Annotated in this window: 14 protein-coding genes and 3 pseudogenes; 9 read left to right on the top strand and 8 right to left on the bottom strand. The window is 67.8% G+C overall.

The features are described 5' to 3' along the window. The first annotated feature begins 253 nt into the window (after window positions 1–253). The 4 genes from ACFRKB_RS20860 to ACFRKB_RS20845 all read left to right on the top strand — a co-directional run bounded on the left by ACFRKB_RS20860 (window position 254) and on the right by ACFRKB_RS20845 (window position 3324). A complete protein-coding gene (locus ACFRKB_RS20860; RefSeq protein WP_383107633.1) occupies window positions 254–805 on the top strand; it encodes a hypothetical protein in 552 nt (183 codons plus the stop codon). Continuing rightward, window positions 802–1707 (top strand): lactate/malate family dehydrogenase, encoded by a 906-nt coding sequence (locus tag ACFRKB_RS20855; protein WP_383107632.1) that lies wholly within the window; start codon window positions 802–804, stop codon window positions 1705–1707. The genes ACFRKB_RS20860 and ACFRKB_RS20855 overlap by 4 nt, the downstream gene beginning before the upstream one ends. Further along, complete coding sequence (locus ACFRKB_RS20850) at window positions 1704–2837, top strand: phosphoenolpyruvate carboxykinase (ATP) (RefSeq protein WP_383107631.1); 1134 nt, start codon at window positions 1704–1706, stop codon at window positions 2835–2837. The genes ACFRKB_RS20855 and ACFRKB_RS20850 overlap by 4 nt, the downstream gene beginning before the upstream one ends. A gap of 313 nt (window positions 2838–3150) precedes the next feature. Further along, complete coding sequence (locus ACFRKB_RS20845) at window positions 3151–3324, top strand: hypothetical protein (protein ID WP_383107629.1); 174 nt, start codon at window positions 3151–3153, stop codon at window positions 3322–3324. Window positions 3325–3471: 147 nt separating this feature from the next. Here ACFRKB_RS20845 and ACFRKB_RS20840 read toward each other — a convergent pair whose 3' ends face one another. Both ACFRKB_RS20840 and ACFRKB_RS20835 read right to left on the bottom strand, forming a co-directional pair. Further along, on the bottom strand, window positions 3472–4023 hold the full coding sequence (locus ACFRKB_RS20840) for a hypothetical protein (RefSeq protein WP_383107628.1): 552 nt from the start codon (window positions 4021–4023) through the stop codon (window positions 3472–3474). Between the two features lie 199 nt (window positions 4024–4222). Further along, window positions 4223–4495, bottom strand: coding sequence for a hypothetical protein (locus ACFRKB_RS20835; protein ID WP_383107627.1), 273 nt, complete (start codon window positions 4493–4495; stop codon window positions 4223–4225). A 291-nt stretch (window positions 4496–4786) separates the two neighbouring features. Between ACFRKB_RS20835 and ACFRKB_RS20830 the strand changes: the two genes are divergently transcribed. Continuing rightward, window positions 4787–5461 (top strand): lytic polysaccharide monooxygenase auxiliary activity family 9 protein, encoded by a 675-nt coding sequence (locus ACFRKB_RS20830; protein WP_463291742.1) that lies wholly within the window; start codon window positions 4787–4789, stop codon window positions 5459–5461. Between the two features lie 1505 nt (window positions 5462–6966). Here the strand turns inward: ACFRKB_RS20830 and ACFRKB_RS20825 are convergent. Together ACFRKB_RS20825 and ACFRKB_RS20820 are read right to left on the bottom strand one after the other, a co-directional pair. Beyond that, window positions 6967–7419 (bottom strand): VOC family protein, encoded by a 453-nt coding sequence (locus tag ACFRKB_RS20825; protein WP_383107624.1) that lies wholly within the window; start codon window positions 7417–7419, stop codon window positions 6967–6969. Window positions 7420–7430: 11 nt separating this feature from the next. After that, entirely contained in the window at window positions 7431–8675 is a 1245-nt protein-coding gene (locus ACFRKB_RS20820; protein WP_365971823.1) for an FAD-dependent monooxygenase, read from the bottom strand. A 182-nt stretch (window positions 8676–8857) separates the two neighbouring features. On the opposite strand from ACFRKB_RS20820, the gene ACFRKB_RS20815 reads away from it, so the two are divergent. After that, window positions 8858–9832 carry a TetR/AcrR family transcriptional regulator C-terminal domain-containing protein gene (locus ACFRKB_RS20815; RefSeq protein WP_383107623.1) on the top strand — a complete coding sequence of 325 codons (975 nt, stop codon included), beginning with the start codon at window positions 8858–8860 and terminating at the stop codon, window positions 9830–9832. On the opposite strand, the pseudogene ACFRKB_RS20810 reads toward ACFRKB_RS20815, so the two are convergent. Continuing rightward, window positions 9813–10226, bottom strand: a pseudogene (locus ACFRKB_RS20810) (SDR family oxidoreductase); the annotation flags it as partial. The gene ACFRKB_RS20815 and the pseudogene ACFRKB_RS20810 overlap by 20 nt on opposite strands. On the opposite strand from ACFRKB_RS20810, the pseudogene ACFRKB_RS20805 reads away from it, so the two are divergent. After that, window positions 10218–10334, top strand: a pseudogene (locus ACFRKB_RS20805) (winged helix-turn-helix transcriptional regulator); the annotation flags it as partial. The pseudogenes ACFRKB_RS20810 and ACFRKB_RS20805 sit on opposite strands and share 9 nt — an antisense overlap. Before the next feature lie 186 nt (window positions 10335–10520). On the opposite strand, the gene ACFRKB_RS20800 reads toward ACFRKB_RS20805, so the two are convergent. Further along, window positions 10521–10940 (bottom strand): response regulator, encoded by a 420-nt coding sequence (locus ACFRKB_RS20800; RefSeq protein WP_383107647.1) that lies wholly within the window; start codon window positions 10938–10940, stop codon window positions 10521–10523. 108 nt (window positions 10941–11048) lie between these two features. Here ACFRKB_RS20800 and ACFRKB_RS20795 point away from each other — a divergent pair, with 108 nt between their 5' ends. Together ACFRKB_RS20795 and ACFRKB_RS20790 are read left to right on the top strand one after the other, a co-directional pair. After that, window positions 11049–11564: a hypothetical protein gene (locus ACFRKB_RS20795; RefSeq protein ID WP_383107621.1), complete on the top strand. Its 516-nt coding sequence runs from the start codon at window positions 11049–11051 to the stop codon at window positions 11562–11564. A gap of 92 nt (window positions 11565–11656) precedes the next feature. Beyond that, window positions 11657–14431 (top strand): M48 family metalloprotease, encoded by a 2775-nt coding sequence (locus tag ACFRKB_RS20790; protein WP_383107619.1) that lies wholly within the window; start codon window positions 11657–11659, stop codon window positions 14429–14431. Window positions 14432–14603: 172 nt separating this feature from the next. Here the strand turns inward: ACFRKB_RS20790 and ACFRKB_RS20785 are convergent, their stop codons facing one another. After that, window positions 14604–14879, bottom strand: coding sequence for a DUF2332 family protein (locus ACFRKB_RS20785; protein WP_383107618.1), 276 nt, complete (start codon window positions 14877–14879; stop codon window positions 14604–14606). A 19-nt stretch (window positions 14880–14898) separates the two neighbouring features. Beyond that, window positions 14899–15054 (bottom strand): annotated as a pseudogene (locus ACFRKB_RS20780) (DUF2332 family protein); the annotation flags it as partial. Window positions 15055–15173: the final 119 nt, after the last annotated feature.

Here is a 15173-nt window from a genome sequence, read left to right as displayed (position 1 = left end):
TCAGCGCCTTGAGCTGGGCGGACTCCTCCGTCGTCGTCCCCGGACGCGTCCCCGCGTCGACCTCCTGCTGCTTCACCCAGTTCCGCAGCGTCTCGTTCGGGTAGTCGTCGCGCACCTCGGCGACCATGCGCACCGCACGACGGCGGAGCTCAAGCGGGTAACGGGAAGGTCGTGCCATGACTCGGTCCTTTCATGAAATCGAGTCTCCACTTCACCCGGGGCGGTTCATCCGGAGCATGAGCGTCAAGAGGTCGTGGAGCTGGTCCAGAACGCGGTGTGGCGACTGCTCCGGATGACCGGTGCGATCTCGCCCCGTCAGGACACGGTGGCGTTCGGGGACCTCAAGCCCGAGCACGTCTTCATCGACGGCCCCCGCCTCAACTTCATCGACCCGGCAGTGCAGTGGGCGGCCGGGCCTCAGCCGGACATCGCCAAACTCGCCGGCCGGGCACTCCTTCTCGCCCTCGGACATAGGGACCAGCGCGCCGGACAGCAGATCGTGCAAGGGGTCGCCGCCACTCTCACTCGGTACGTCGCGGCGCAACCCGAGCACGAGCGGGCGGGACGACTCCGTGAGGTCATGGTCCTGTGGCTGATGGACACCGTGAGCATCCTGAGCACATACCTCAGCGCGCCTACGGGTCTCCCCCTGGCACCCCATCAGCAGTCCCTCGTTGCGCAGGCCCGCATGGTGGCGGGCATCGTGGACCGAGTGAGTGCCCTCCTCGTCGGGTCGATGGCCGGTCCCCGGCTCCTGGACGCTGTGTTCTCCGAGGTGGAGCACACTGCTGGGAGCGCTCGATGAGCGGCCCGGTGGTGGGGATCGTAGGGGCGGGCGCCGTCGGGCAGACCCTCGCCGCGGGCCTCGTTGCCGCTGGACTGTCCGGACGGCTCCTCGTTGTGTCCCGGCAGCCGGATCAGGTCCACGGCTTGACCGCCGACCTCCAGGACCTCGCGCTCGCCGCCCGGTCGCGCACGGAGGTCGGGGCCGGCGAGGTCGCTGACCTTCACGGCTGCGACGCGGTGGTGATCGCCCTCCGTACCGACTTCAAGAACACCGCCGAGCGGGACATCCGGCGCGCAGGCGCCGCTGCGAACGCTCCCGCTCTCGGCGTCCTCGCGCGAGAGCTGCACGGCTACGGCGGGACCGTCCTCGTCGTGACGAACCCCGTGGACCTGATGACCCGCCGCTTCGCCGAAGTGTCAGGCTGCACACGGGTCTTCGGGATCGGGTCAAACCTCGACTCGGCCCGGTACCGGCTCCTGCTGGCCCGGTACGCACAGGTGACCCCGGACCTCGTGCGCGGCCACGTGATCGGCGAGCACGGTGACCGCGCCGTCGTCTGCGCGTCAGCGACGACCGTCGATGGCCAGCCCGTCCACGTACCGATAGGGCCGGTCGTGCAAGACCTCCAGCGACGCCCGGCGCTGATCCGTAACGGCATCGGCCGTACCCGCTGCGGCCCGGCCGGTGCCGTACTGTCCACGCTCCGCAAGACCCTCGGCCTGGTCGACGGCATCGAGGAACTGTCCGTGCCGTATGGGGACGTCTGGCTCGGAATTCCGATGCGCTTCACCGGCGGTAAGGCCGTGACGTGCCTGCCCCGGCTCACCCGTTCTGAACGCCTGCGTCTGGACTCTGCGGCCAGCAGTCTCCGTGACGCCTACACCCTTCTACCCGCAGTTACCGAGAGGATCGCCACATGATCAGCGCCACCCGACTTGAGGCCGCCGCGGCGGCCGTCACCGTGCTCAGCAACCGCCCGGAGGTCACGGACTGGGCCCTGCGCTACTTCGGCCCGTGGTGGAACGCCACATCGGTGGACGCGGGCGGCGTGTGCGCCGACGCCGTGGTGATCGCGCACATCAAGCCTGCCGGCTACGAGGAGATCACCCTCCTCGTCCACGACGGCCGGCCCACGAAGGCCGTGGACTACGCGAAGCACCCGCTGCTGGTGGCATGTGACGGCGAGGACATCATCGCTACGTCGCGGGACGAGGGAATCGCGTACCGCAGCACGCCGTCCTCCAGCCGACTCGTCCTCGCCGGTACCGACCCGCAGCCTGTCGCCCTGGCCGCCGCGCGCCTCGCGCGGGAGGCGATTCGTGGTCAGCTCCTGCGGGACGGATGGGCCGTGCTCCACTCCTCCGCGGTCGTCAGGCCGGCCGACGGCGCGACCCTCCTCACCTTCGGCGACAAGGGGGCGGGGAAGACCACCACGGCTCTGCTGCTCGCCTCGCACGGCTGGCAGTTCCTCGCCAACGACCGGGTCCTGGTCCGGCCTACCTGCGAGCGGGACATCGAGGTCGTTCCCTGGCCGTCCGCCGCGGCGCTCGGCCTCGGCCTGCTTCACGCGCTCGGCTGGGACGTCACCGCGCGGGAACACCTGCGGACCGGGGGCACCTTCCACCCGACTCAGCACGAGTCCGTCACCGAGGCGCTGCTCGCCGGCGACCACACGCCGCTGTGGGAGAACAAGAAGCGGGAACGGAAGGTACAAGTCTTCCCGGACCAGTTCCCAGACCTGTTCGACGTACCACTGGCCACCGGCGGCCGAGCCGCGGGCCTCCTCTACCCCCAGATCGACGCCGACGCGGCGCCGGACATCATCGACGGGACCCGGACGCTGGGGGAGGCCGACTTCATGTCGGGCGCGACGGAGGACCGGTACCCGGACATCTTCGGCCAGGCTCAAGGCGTGGACGGGGGCGGCCGGGAGAGCGCGCGCGCCGAGGTGGCGGCCCGTCTCGCCCAGCTGCCGCACCGCGCGGTTCAGCTCAGCCACGACATCCCGGCCAGCGCCGCCCTGCTGGACAAGGTCGCCAACACGATCTGATCGTCCGGCACTGAAGAGGACTTGAGTCACAGGCCCACCACGACCACCGTGGCGTCGCCTCGGCCTGACGAACTCCCAGCCCCCGGCCCGTGCCGCGTCCTGCGTACGGACCGGGGGCGGTTCCATCGCAACCCCCTACCCGTGGAGGTCCGCGTGACCGCACGCCCGATCATCACCGGAGAACAAGCCGCGTCCTGCTACTTCCGCACGACAGGTCGACCACCCGCACCGCAAGGCCCTGACCCAGATCTGTGAGCCGTGCAACGAGACGTGTAGGCATTGCTTCGTCTCAGCCACGAAGCGCGGCGCGTACATGCCGCTGGGCGCAGTCCGGAACCAGCTCATCCCGCAGGTTGCGGCGGCCCGCGTGAACGGGGTAATGCTGACCGGCGGCGAGCCGTTCATGCATGCCGACCTCATGCCGATCACCAGCGAGTTCCGGGCGGGCCGGCATCGGCGTCGGCGTCTGCACGCGCGACGATGGTGACGCCTCAACAGATCAAGCGCCTGGCCGAGCTCGACGCTCACAAGGCTCTGCCGGTGCGTGGCGGCCAGGGTCCTCACGCGGTCAGCCAGGCATCCCCGGCTCATGAGAGGTCGTCGGCCGTCGTGCGTACACCGGCGTGAAGGGTCTTCACGCTCTTGGGTAGTGAGCCTTCCGGGGTAGCGAGGTTCGACAGTTCGTCCTCGAGGTCCTGTACGCAGCGGGTACTGGGCCAGTCGTGCAGTGGGGGAGCAGGCTGAGGTCGATGGGGTAGAGCTTCTTCAGTCCGGGCGCTGACAGTGCTGCGATGGTGCCCATGCTCTGGCAGTCGTCACCGCGCTCGTGGAGAAAAACTTCTAGCAGGTACACGCCCTCCTTCTCCACGCGGGAACCCATTGTGATCGCCATTCCTTCCGATCGGCGCGGCCGGATCTCGTAGAGGATGGATCTCCTGGTGGTCTTGCCGTTGTCGGGGAGGGCCATGCCGTATCCCCCGGTGATTTTGACGTCACCGCCGACTCCCCGGACGCAGTTGGTCACCGGAATGAAGTCCTTGGTCTCGACTTTGATTTCGTCGAAGACCTTGAGGTCGTCGGTGTCGTTGCCCAGGTACAAGGAGAGCACCGTTGCGTCCGTCTTATTCTTCTCGCCAGCGGTTTTCACCTCGATGGGACGGGAGCCGTTGGCCGAGAGTTGCAGCACGCTGAACTCGCCCTTATCGAGGTAGCTCTGGACGATCGGCCAGACGAACTGGCCACGGCAACAGTGAAACCGGCTACGGTGAGCCGTGCAAGAAGCTTCCGCCCCGGCTCGCGGCGCAGCTTCGCCCACAGTTTCCGGACCCCGGAAGGTTCCTGGTCATCGGGCGGCGGGGGCGGTGCCTCGTCCGTGGTGGATGTGGTCACTCGTGCTCCCCCTCGGCTTGGCGTTTCATGACCTCGATGCATGCCGGGGCGTAGGGCAGTTCCGGGATCAGCCGCTTCCACTCAGCTCGGCTGAGGAGGACCGGCGTTCCCAGACACTGCTGCCGGAGCGCTTCTTTGGTGGCCTTTTCCGTCGCTGGGATCTTGGGTAGTTGCGCCAGGTCCCACAGGGTGATCGAGCCGTCGGAGAATGCGACGGCAACGGAGGACTTGGCCGTATGGGGCCGGGGCCTGCTGAGCTTCGGCACCATCGCGCCCCTGAGAGGTCACTTTCTCTCGATATTTTATCCCGGAATGAGTGTTAAATCCCCGATTGTCGGGTCGCGCCAGAAGGGGGTGGCATCGTCGGCCAGGCACACAGGTCCAGGCCGCATCCTCGTTTTCCGGTCCCGCGAACAATTCTGACTCCGGCTCACGGCAGATTCCCTGCTCGCCACCCACCCCTGTAATCAACTCCGTCTGCTTCATTGACATCTCACCCGGAAGACCTACCTTTGGGAGCGCTCCCATAACAGCCTTGCAACTGGAAGGAGTCCCCCACCATGCGCAAAAAGAGTCCGTTAACCGGGCGTTCGCGAGCGTCCCTCCGCCGGCCTCTCCAGGCGCTCGTCATGCTGTTCGCCGTGGCCGTCGGCGCCCTCACCTGGTCGACCCCCGCCCAGGCTCACGGCACCGTCGTCGGCCCCGCCACCCGCGCGTACCAGTGCTGGAAGACGTGGGGCAACGACCACACGAACCCGGCCATGCAGACCCAAGACCCCATGTGCTGGCAGGCCTTCCAGGCCAACCCCGACACCATGTGGAACTGGATGAGCGCGCTCCGCGACGGCCTCGGGGGCCAGTTCCAGGCACGGACCCCCGACGGGACACTCTGCAGCAACAACCTCTCGAGGAACGCCAGCCTGGACAAGCCCGGACCGTGGAAGACCACCACCATCGGCAACAACTTCTCGGTCCACATGTACGACCAGGCGTCCCACGGTGCCGACTACTTCAAGGTCTACGTGAGCAAGCAGGGCTTCAACCCCAACACCCAGACCCTGGGCTGGAGCAACCTCGACTTCATCACGCAGACCGGCCGCTTCGCCCCGGCACAGGACATCACGTTCCCCGTCCAGACCTCCGGCTACACCGGACACCACATCCTGTTCGTGATCTGGCAGGCCTCGCACCTCGACCAGGCCTACATGTGGTGCAGCGACGTGAACTTCGGCTGAGCCGCAAAGCACCGCACACGGCACCGGCCTCTGCCGGGCGCCGGTAACCCGCCGCCCGGCCGACCGAGCCCCGTCGGGGCAGGGGCCCCATTTGGTCACCCTGCCCCGACGGGGCTTCCTGCGTTCCTCACTTGACTCTGAAGCTGCTATAGATCGTCAAGCGGCTGGAGATGTCGGGGATCTTGGATGGTCGGGCTCAACTGCCGAAGATCCGCCAGGACTTCGACCGGGGGATCTCGTTCTGGTCCAGGAAGGTCTGGAAGGCGGTCGGCGGTCTCGGCGAAGAGGGTTCCTCGTCGCTGAGAGATCACTTTCTCTCGTTTCTTCATCCCGGTATATGTTTTTGATCCATTGATGCCGGGTCGCGCCAGGAGATGGTGGCCTCGCCGGTGAGGCGGCGGGCCATCAGGTCGCTCATGGCGAGGTAGATCATGGCTTCGGAGGGTGCACGTGGGCGGGGCGGCTCCTGCGGCTTGGCAGGCCCGCGCTCTCCGGCCCGAGTGGCCCCTGTGCCTCTACCAGGACCGTGACTTCAACGGCACTCATACGACGCCTCTCTCCCCCACCAGCACCGCCCGCCACCTGCCCACATCCCACCCGGCGCGTTCAAGATCTGGAGGGAGTGCGCACCGAGACGGGGAGCACTCCTGGTCAAGGGGTCACCGGAAACAGTCAAGGGGGCGGACGGGAGCACGACCCCTTGACAAGAATTCAGACAAGGGCTCGAACGGGCGAGCACTTAACCGGCGCAGCGGCTCCGATCGGCAGAGATCTTCACCGGGAGCGACACTATCGGGCGACCCGCGGTCAGCCACAGATTGACGTCACTCCCAGCTTCCGGCGGCTTGGGAGCGAGTGGGAGCGGCCCCTGCTCCCACTCGCTCCCAAAGCACTCCCGGAGAGCGCGTCAGGGGCCATCCGAAGATGGCCCCTGAGCTGCGAAAATATCCGACATCACTGTCGGGACGACAGGATTTGAACCTGCGACCCCTTGACCCCCAGGAGTGCGGGTCACCTGGATTATCCACACATAACAGACCTAATCCGGGTGCACGGTGTGTGTGGAAGGCCCTGTCGTGCGCTACCGCGCACACCGTGTGGTCCCCAACTGGTCCCCAAGAAAGGCACCTCATGCGGCGGACCTTCGGCGACACCATCCCGGAGAGCCTTCTCGCCCTGATGCCCGAACACCAGCAAGACCACTGAGCAGGCCGAGCACAACACCGCATGACCACACCACTGCCAGGCTGGGCCATCCGGCGCCGACACGGACAACCGCCTCGCGGATGACCAGCACGCCGACGCCGTACACCACCAGCGACAGTGAGGAGCGGCCACGTGATCGTGACGGCTACGGCGGTGTATGTCAGTTCCGCGCACCACGTCGTCAGCAGTCCCAGGGTCCACGCGGCATGCAGTCGGCCGCTTTGGGGCTGGGAGGGCCCTGGTTGGACCGGCCGGGCCGGGAAGGGCTGGGATTCATTGTTTGCGCTTTCCGTACGGTTTCATGCCCGGTCATGTGCGTCGATCAAGCCTTGGATGTCAATCTTGGTCATGGCGTGCAGGGCGGTGAGGAGGCGTTCAGCGGTCGCTGGGTCGGCGCTGCGGAGGAGTTCCCGCAGGTTCGTGGGCAAGACCTGCCAGGTCACTCCGAAACGATCGATCAGCGAGCCGCCCGGCCCTTCCTCGCCGCCATCGGTGAGGCTCGCCCAGAGGGCGTCCAGCGCCGGCTGGGTATCGCACTCCGCGTACATGGAGATGGCGCGAGTGAAGGGATGGTGCGGTCCGCCGTTGAAGGCGACGTATCGCTGTCTGCCCAGGGTGAAGTCGACGGTGGTGACGCGACCGTCCGGGTCCCGCCGGATGTCACCGATCTCGGAATCGGCGAACAGCATCGTGTAGTAGGTCGCGACTGCTTCAGCCTGGCCGTCGAGCCACAGAAAGGTGCTGACGTGCATGGTGTTTTCTCCTACGGCTTGTTTGTTCGGGGATGTGCGAGGTCGATGTAGCTGTCGAGCACGACGGTGTCGGCCACCTTCTCCAGACCCCGACCGACAATGCGTCTGGGCAGGTACGGCAGGGCCCGCACCGACTGGTTCCGCAGCCACATCCGCGCGTGCGAGTCAGGCATCAGGCCACCGTCGCCGGATGCGCGGGCGAATTCCTGGGCGCGGTCGACGAACTCGCGCATCCCCGATTCGTACGCGGCGTGGGCCACACGGTGATCGCCCCCGGCTTTGAAGAGTTCGCCGGCAAGGACGTAGGCGCCGACCAGGGCGAGGCTGGTGCCGATGCCGGACATGGGAGAAGCGCAGAAAGCGGAGTCCCCGACCAGCACGGTGCGGTCGATCGACCAGGTGTCGACGTGCACTTGCTCAACCCGGTCGAAGTAGAAGTCGGGCGCGTCCCAGATCTTCGACAAGAAACCCGGAACTTCCCACCCGGCGTCCTTGAAATGGCGAGCGACGATTCGCTTCTGCGCGGCAACGTCACGCCGGTCGAACTCGATCCCGGGGGCGCGGAAGAAGAACCCCGCGAGCGCCCTGCCCGGTTCGCCCAACGGGCGCAGGCCCGCTGTTCTGCCGGGCCGGTCGGCGCTACCGGGCATGGTGTACATCAACTGCCAGCCGTCAAGATCGACATCCGTGGCGAGGGAGAAGAGAGCGATGAAGGAGTCGAGGTCACGTAGGTAGCGGTCCTCAGGGCCGAACGTCAGCCGACGCACGGCGGAATGCACTCCATCCGCTCCCACGAGCAGATCGAACCGTCTGGACTGGCCCTTCTCGAGCGCGACAGTGACGCCGTCCTCGTCCTGCTGCACGTTGGTGATCGCATTGCCGAAGACATACTCGACGTCATCGCGGATGGTGTCGTAGAGGATCCGGGCCAAGTCGGTGCGAAGGAGCGCCCACTCGGCAACAGGTCCGCCGGACGGCCCGAATACGTCGGTGCCCAGCCTCGCCACCGGCTTGCCCTTCTCATTGATGAAGGCCATGCCGCGGGCACCGATCCGAGCGCGTCGGACCTGCGTGACGAGACCCATGCGTTCGATCACCTGTCGCGCGGTGCCGCGGATGTCGACCGCGTGGCCACCCGTGCGAGGGGCAGGGGCACGTTCCACCACGGTCGGCCGGAACCCGTACTGGGCCAGCCAGTACGCCAGGGCCGTCCCGGCGATGCCACCCCCTGACACGAGGATGTCCCGATTCTCCATACGTCCATCTCCTCCGACCTTCAATACGCTGTTCCACGCACCAACTCTGCGTACAACGTATTGGGCCTAGCCTCCTGAAAAAAGAGAACTGATAGCTCATAGTGAACTAGTGCGGTGACCAAGTGAACTAGTTCAATATGCTCTGACATCCTGGATGCGGGCCCAAGTCAACGGAGGATCACGTGCCGTCAGCGCAGTACACCGAACCGCCCTACCGCGTGATTGCCGCGGAGATCCGCTCCCGGATCGTCAGCGGTGATCTCCGTCCCGGTGACCGAGTGCCATCCATCCGGGCCATCGCGCAGCGGTGGGGTGTCGCGATCGCGACCGCGACCAAGGTGACAGCCACCCTGCGTGACGAGGGACTCGTCGAGGCGAACGTCGGTTCCGGCACGGTGGTCAGCCCACAGGCCGGCCGTCAACGGGCACCCTCGGCTCACGGCGCCACTCCGACCGCACGGGGAGCCGAGACGCCCGACCAGGAGTTGCTACGACTGCGCATCCTCAGGTCCGCCATCGAACTTGCCGATGCCGATGGGCTTCAGGCGCTGACGATGCGCAGGCTCGCGGCCAAGCTCGACCTCGGGCCGATGTCCCTGTATCGCTATGTCACGGGCAAGGAGGAACTGCTGATGCAGATGGCCGACCTCGTGTTCGGCGATCTCAGTCTGCCTGAAGAGGGTCCGAAGGGGTGGCGTGCCAAACTCGAACTCGTCGCCCGTCAGCAATGGCGGCTGTGTCGGCGGCACCTGTGGCTGCCTCACGTCGTCTCGTTCACTCGCCCCGTCCTGGTCCCCAACATGATGGCCCACACGGAATGGACGCTGCGGGCCCTCGACGGACTCGATCTCCCCATGGACGTCCGACTTCAAGAAGCGCTCACCCTGCATGCGCTCGTCGTAACCATCGGGCTGTCCAAGGCCGACGAGGCCCAGGCCGAGAGGAACACCGGCATGACATTGAATCGCTGGTCCGAAACTCAGCGGTCCCACCGCCGGGAGCTCCTCGCCGGCGGAAGATTTCCCCTCCTGGCAACCATCTCCGACGACACGGCACCCGACTTGGACGTCCTGTTCGAGTACGGACTGGAACGCCATCTCGACGGCTTCGCCGCACTGGTCGGCGGCCGCAGGGGCAGCTCCGCTGCGCCGGCGTAGCCGATTGGTCCCCGCGCCTCAGCTGCACGGTGCCGGCGTGCCGGTCGTCCAACAGGCAGGCCGACGCGACCTCGGCGATGTCCGCCGGGTCGATGACCGGCACCCCGACGTCACCGAAGGGCGCTGCGACGACCCGCCGCGCGCGAATGGACTCGGCCCACCACAGGGTGTTGGGGGCGAAGCCGCCCGGCCGTAGGACGGCCCACTCCGCACCGGACTCCCGCAGGGCGTCCTCCACCGCACGCAACGCGATCCGTGTCGGGCCGAACGGCCTGGTCGCCACGCCCTGCGAGGACAGCAGGACGATCCGGCGGCCCCCCTGCTGCCCCGCCTCGACCAGCGCCCGCGTCAGCGGCCGCCCCACGTTCCTGGTGGCCCCGGTCACGAGGTCCAGCCGACAGCACCGCCCCAAGTCACCTACGGACTCCCGGAGTTCGGCCGGGACGTCGGCGAACCGCTGAAGGAGCTGTTCGACCGGATCACACGGCGGCTGCCGCCACGCGACTCGGCATGGCGCGGTACGGACCGACCCGCGAACCGCCTGTCGGGGCGTCGGCAAGGGCGCGGCGCCGGTCCGGTCGGCGGGTTCTGCCGCCGCCTTCGCGTCACCCGCCCCGTGCATCCGTACGGCATCATCCAAGGTGAACGGATGGAAAGACGTGGGGGCGTCCGGGTGCTGGGTGGCCGGTCATTCCTCTGCGTCGCGAACCAGAAGTGCGATCTGTACCCGGTTTTCGACCGTCAGCTTGGCGAACAGGTTTCCTGTATGCGCCTTGACGGTCGCGATGCCGATGTGCAGCCGCTCCGCGATCTCCGGGTTGCCAAGACCGTCCGCGACGGTCCGCACCGCGTCGAGAATCCGCGCCGGCGGAGTGTCCTTCAGGACGAATCCGAGGACTCCGGCGCGCAGCGCGCCGAGCACCAGATCGTCGGAGTCGAACGTGGTCAGCATGAGCACCCGGGGCGGCGTCGGCCGGGTGAGGAGTTCCCGGGTCGTGCTGAGGCCGTCACGGCCGGGCATCCGGATGTCCATCAGGACGACGTCCGGTTGCTGCTCCTCCACCACGGGCGGTGATCGCGAGCGTCGACTTGTGGCCCCGGCGCGGATCGACCCCGTCGAACAGCGCGGCGTTCTGGTTGCGGGAGGCGCAGCGTTGCATACTGACCGTATGGGGTGGAGGGTACCCAAAAGCTTTGCAGGCGGGGGAAGTTGAGGGTGAAAAGAGTCCGGGACGTCGTCCAAGCGGTGGTGGCCGAGCACGCGGTGCACGAACTGCCCCTCGTCGAAGGACTGCTGCGATTCGATGACGAGCGGGCGGTCCGGGTGCTCGGTGGACAAGGGCGGCGCAGGGAGCCGCTCGGGTTCGGGTTCGCCGAGGCGGCCGCGCTCGTCACCCCAGTTGTCTGGCTGGTCCTTGACCAAGTCGCCCGCCGGGGGCTCGACGCCGCCACCGACAGCCTGATGGAGCGGTGGCGCAGACGGGTGCGCAGGAGCCTGCGCCTCGGGCCGGGCGAACCCCCTGTGGAGCTCCCGGCGTTGGACCACGCCCAGTTGGCCCGCGTACGGGAGCGTGTCCTGGAGCGTGCGGTGGAGCGGGGGATGAGCAGCGAAGAGGCCGAGGCGCTGGCGGACGGTGTGATAGCCCGGCTGGCGACGGAACCGCCGGGGCCGGGCGAGGTCTCCGCGCCTCGGGAACCCCCCGTCGCGCCCACCTCACCCGCCTCGTCCTAGGCGGGCCGGTGCGGTACGCGATGCCCTGGCGACCGCGGTCAGGTGTCACCGACACGGGGCTCCGATTCGTGTTACTGATGGTCCTTGTCGCCGTGTCGAGCATCACGATGCTGGACACAGTCCTGGCGCCCCGTCCCGATGACACCCCGGGCGATGTCCTGGGCTGTCTCCTGGCCGCCGGAGTCGACCCCAGCGGGGGAAATCTCGACAACCTGGTCCTAGGCTTCCGCCATGCCACGGCACTGGAAACGTGTATGTCCGGTGTGCCGACGGTGGGCAATGTGAAGGGCCTGGTCGCGACGTTCTTCCTGCTCGCCGCCGCGGCCGTCGTCTACGCGTGGCTGCCGCGCTGGCGTGACCGGAAGAACCGCACCGTGCCGGTCGGGACGGTGAGCGGCGACACGAGTCTCCAGGACGAACTCGCCCAGCTGCGGGAGCTCAGCGGAACCGCCCCCGGTGTGCGCTTCCGAGTGGATCCGACCCGGACGACTGCCGGTGCCGTGGTGTACGGAAGCGCCGGACGGTACACCGTATGCCTGCACGCGGGACTGGTCGCCCGACGTGGCACCGATCCCGACGGCTTCCGCACCGTCGTCCTCCACGAACTCGCCCATATCCGCAACCGGGACGTGGACTTCGCCTACGGCAGTACCGCGCTGTGGCGCGTCTTCGTCGTACTCGCGCTGCTGCCCTACCTCTTTCAGCAGGGGCGACTCCTGACCAACGGCCTGCTGGGCAGAGACACATCGCCGTTCTGGCCCGGGGCGGTCTCCATCATCACCTACTCCCTGCTGTCCGGTCTCCTGCTGGTGGCGCTCGTGCACCTGGCCCGTGCGGACCTGTTGCGCCGCCGCGAACTCCACGCCGACATACAGGCGGTCGCATGGGGCGCCCGTCTCGGAGGCTGGGACCATCCCGACCCGCCCGGTACTGCCGCCACCCCGCTGCGCCGCGTCATCGCGTTGCTGCGTACCCATCCGCAGTGGGCCGAGCGCAGGCGCGTGCTGGACGATCCTGGGCGGATGGCCAGGGTGAGCGCCCTGGAGATGCTGCTCACCGGTGTGGGGGCATCTCTTCTCGTCCATGAGGTTCTTGTGGTGCCCGGCCTGTCCGGGGGCACCGGCGGTGCGTTTTTGACCGCGTTGCTGGTGGCTCCGGTGCTCTTCCTCGTCCTGAGGCGCTCGGTTGCCTCAGCCGCCCAGTCGGCCGGACGGCGCACGGACACCGGGGTTCGCGCCGGGCTGTGGCTCGGGGCGGGTCTGGTCGTCGGCACCTTCGTCGGCGGCGGGAACAGCGGCACCGAATGGGTGATCGCGCAGCCGGTGTACTTGTTGGCATTGGTGGTCACCGCGGTCGTACCGGCGGTCTGGACGGCACAGTTCTGCCGACTGACACTCGTCCTACCCGGGAGGCTGCTACGCATCGCGACGGTCCTGCTGAATTTCCTGGTGACGCTGGCCCTGCTGTGGGGCGGGCTGCACTGGTGGCAGAGCTCGGGCCGTGCGCTGGCGATGGGCGTCGCCGTTCACGACGGAGCGCTCACCGCCCTGATCAAGGAGGAGTTCCCGGGGCCGTGGGGGCTGTATCCGCGCGATCTGTCAGTCATCAGCGCTGTCTCACCGGTCCTGATGATGCTGAACAAGGAGGTGCTGCTGGCTGCCGCGGCCCTCCTGATGTCGCTCGTCCCGCTGCTGCTGCACGTCCGGGTGCGCGGTACCGGCCTTCGCCTGCGCAGGACGCTGATGGCCGGTCTCGCGGGCGGGCTGGTGTGCTGGGCCGGACTCGCCGCGGCGGCCTACGCCTTGCGGGCGCGGCGGCCGGTCACCTTTGATCAGCGCGCGGGAGCTTTCCAGTACGTCCACATGTGGTGGCAGATCGCGGCCCTCACGGGGGCCTGCCTGGTCACGGCCTCCGTCGTGGCCGGAGTGTCCCGCAGGCACTGGTTGCTGCGTGCTCTCCTTGCCGCACAGGTGGTTCAGTTCATGGCGTACGCGGCAGTTTTCGCGCTGGCCGCTGCCGACGGTTGCCTCGGCCCACTCAACAAACTCGGCGACCGCTGCCACTGGCTGCCGGAGAACGGCCGGATCTTGGCGGAGCTGACGGCCGCGCAGTCGCTGACCGCCATCGTTTTCCTCTCGGCCTGCGCGGCGTTGGCCGGCGCGGCGGTGGGCCGAATCGCCCACAGGCACCGGCCGACGGCCTCCCCCTCCCAGCCCTCGGCACAGGCATCGCCGGAGATCCGTCCCTGGCCCGCGGTGCTGAGACGGAGCACCATCCTCGTCCTGGGCGTACCCGCCTGCCTGCTCACCGTCCTGACCCACGCGGACGACGCCGACTCGGCGCAGCGCTCCGCCGTGGAGAACCAGAGATTCGCCGAGCTCTTCGACACCCCGCAGACGGCGCGGGTCGCGAAGGTACGGGAATGGCAGGCGGCGGCATGGCTCGGCAAGGGCGGCCTCGACCGGATCGGAGGCATGGGCGACGCCTTCACCGCACTCGGCGACGCCCTCACCGAGGCCGCCGAACAGAAACCGGACACCAACGGGAAAATCCGGCTGGACGAAACGAAGTTCAGTCGCCTCTGCGGCACTCTCGGCGGGCGGGCCGCACAGGCGCGGAAGTACTTTCCCGTCCCCTTCAAGGAATTGCAGCAGCCCTGGTCAGATGCGCTGCGCCGGCTCCAGAGCGACAGCCGGACCTGCCAGGACGCGATGGCCATGGGTGAGGACGCGAAGTTCGCGACGAACGCGGAACGCAGCCTGCGCTTTCAGCAGTCGCTCGATGGCATGAGCGCCGCCATGGACGCCCTCACCGACGTGCTGCAGAAGCTCGACGCGATGGCGTTTCCGTCCAAAGACGGAACGTGAGGTGGTGTTGCCCACTCACGTTCCGCTCGCCGGGATGTGTTCTGCCCGTTCAGGCCGGATGAGTGGGCTTCACTACCTCACGATCCGTTCGCGCGAAGACCTGGACGGCACCGCTGTCAGCCGCCCATGCCACCTCGGGCATCCGCAGTTCCGGGTGCGGTCCCTCCGCCCGTCACCGGAGTGTCGGCGCCTGTGGGTCACGGCCGGTCAGGTGTGTGTGGCCGTAGTCGTAGGAATACCGGTCGACGTGCAGGCACAGGCCCGCGCTCGCGCCGACCTCGATCAGGGCGAGCGGCCCATCGAGCGCAGCCAGCGCGGGCAGGAGCGTTGCGCAGCGGCCCGGTTCGTTGGTCTGGGTCCGCCGTGACAGCATCATCGCCCGCAGCCCCCCGGCTTGCGTGGTGGCCAGCTCCTGCAGCGCGTCCGCGTCGGGCGCCGTGCGCAGCATGTGGCGGGCCCGCGGCGAACAGCAGGTTCGGCTGGCGCTTGTCGACGGGCAGCGTGCTCAGGAAACCGAGCACATCCGGGTCGGACGCCACCGCGAGGGCCGGCGTTTCGTAGGCGGGGGATCGTCCCGCCGCCTCGTGCTCGGCGAAGCGGCGATAGTTCTCCGCCGTCGTCAGCCCGTCATCGCCATGGCGCGATCATATGGGCCGATCCGGAGCTACCGGTAGATGTGCGAACAACGGTAACTACGGGAAACCGCCACATCACCACATTGAAGTAGCTGCAGGTCAGGGAT

This window comes from Streptomyces scopuliridis, assembly GCF_042790125.1.
GTDB classification, from domain to species: domain Bacteria; phylum Actinomycetota; class Actinomycetes; order Streptomycetales; family Streptomycetaceae; genus Streptomyces; species Streptomyces scopuliridis_A.
The sequence above is the reverse complement of the archived record's forward strand: the minus strand, read 5'-3'. Positions and strand labels throughout refer to the sequence as shown.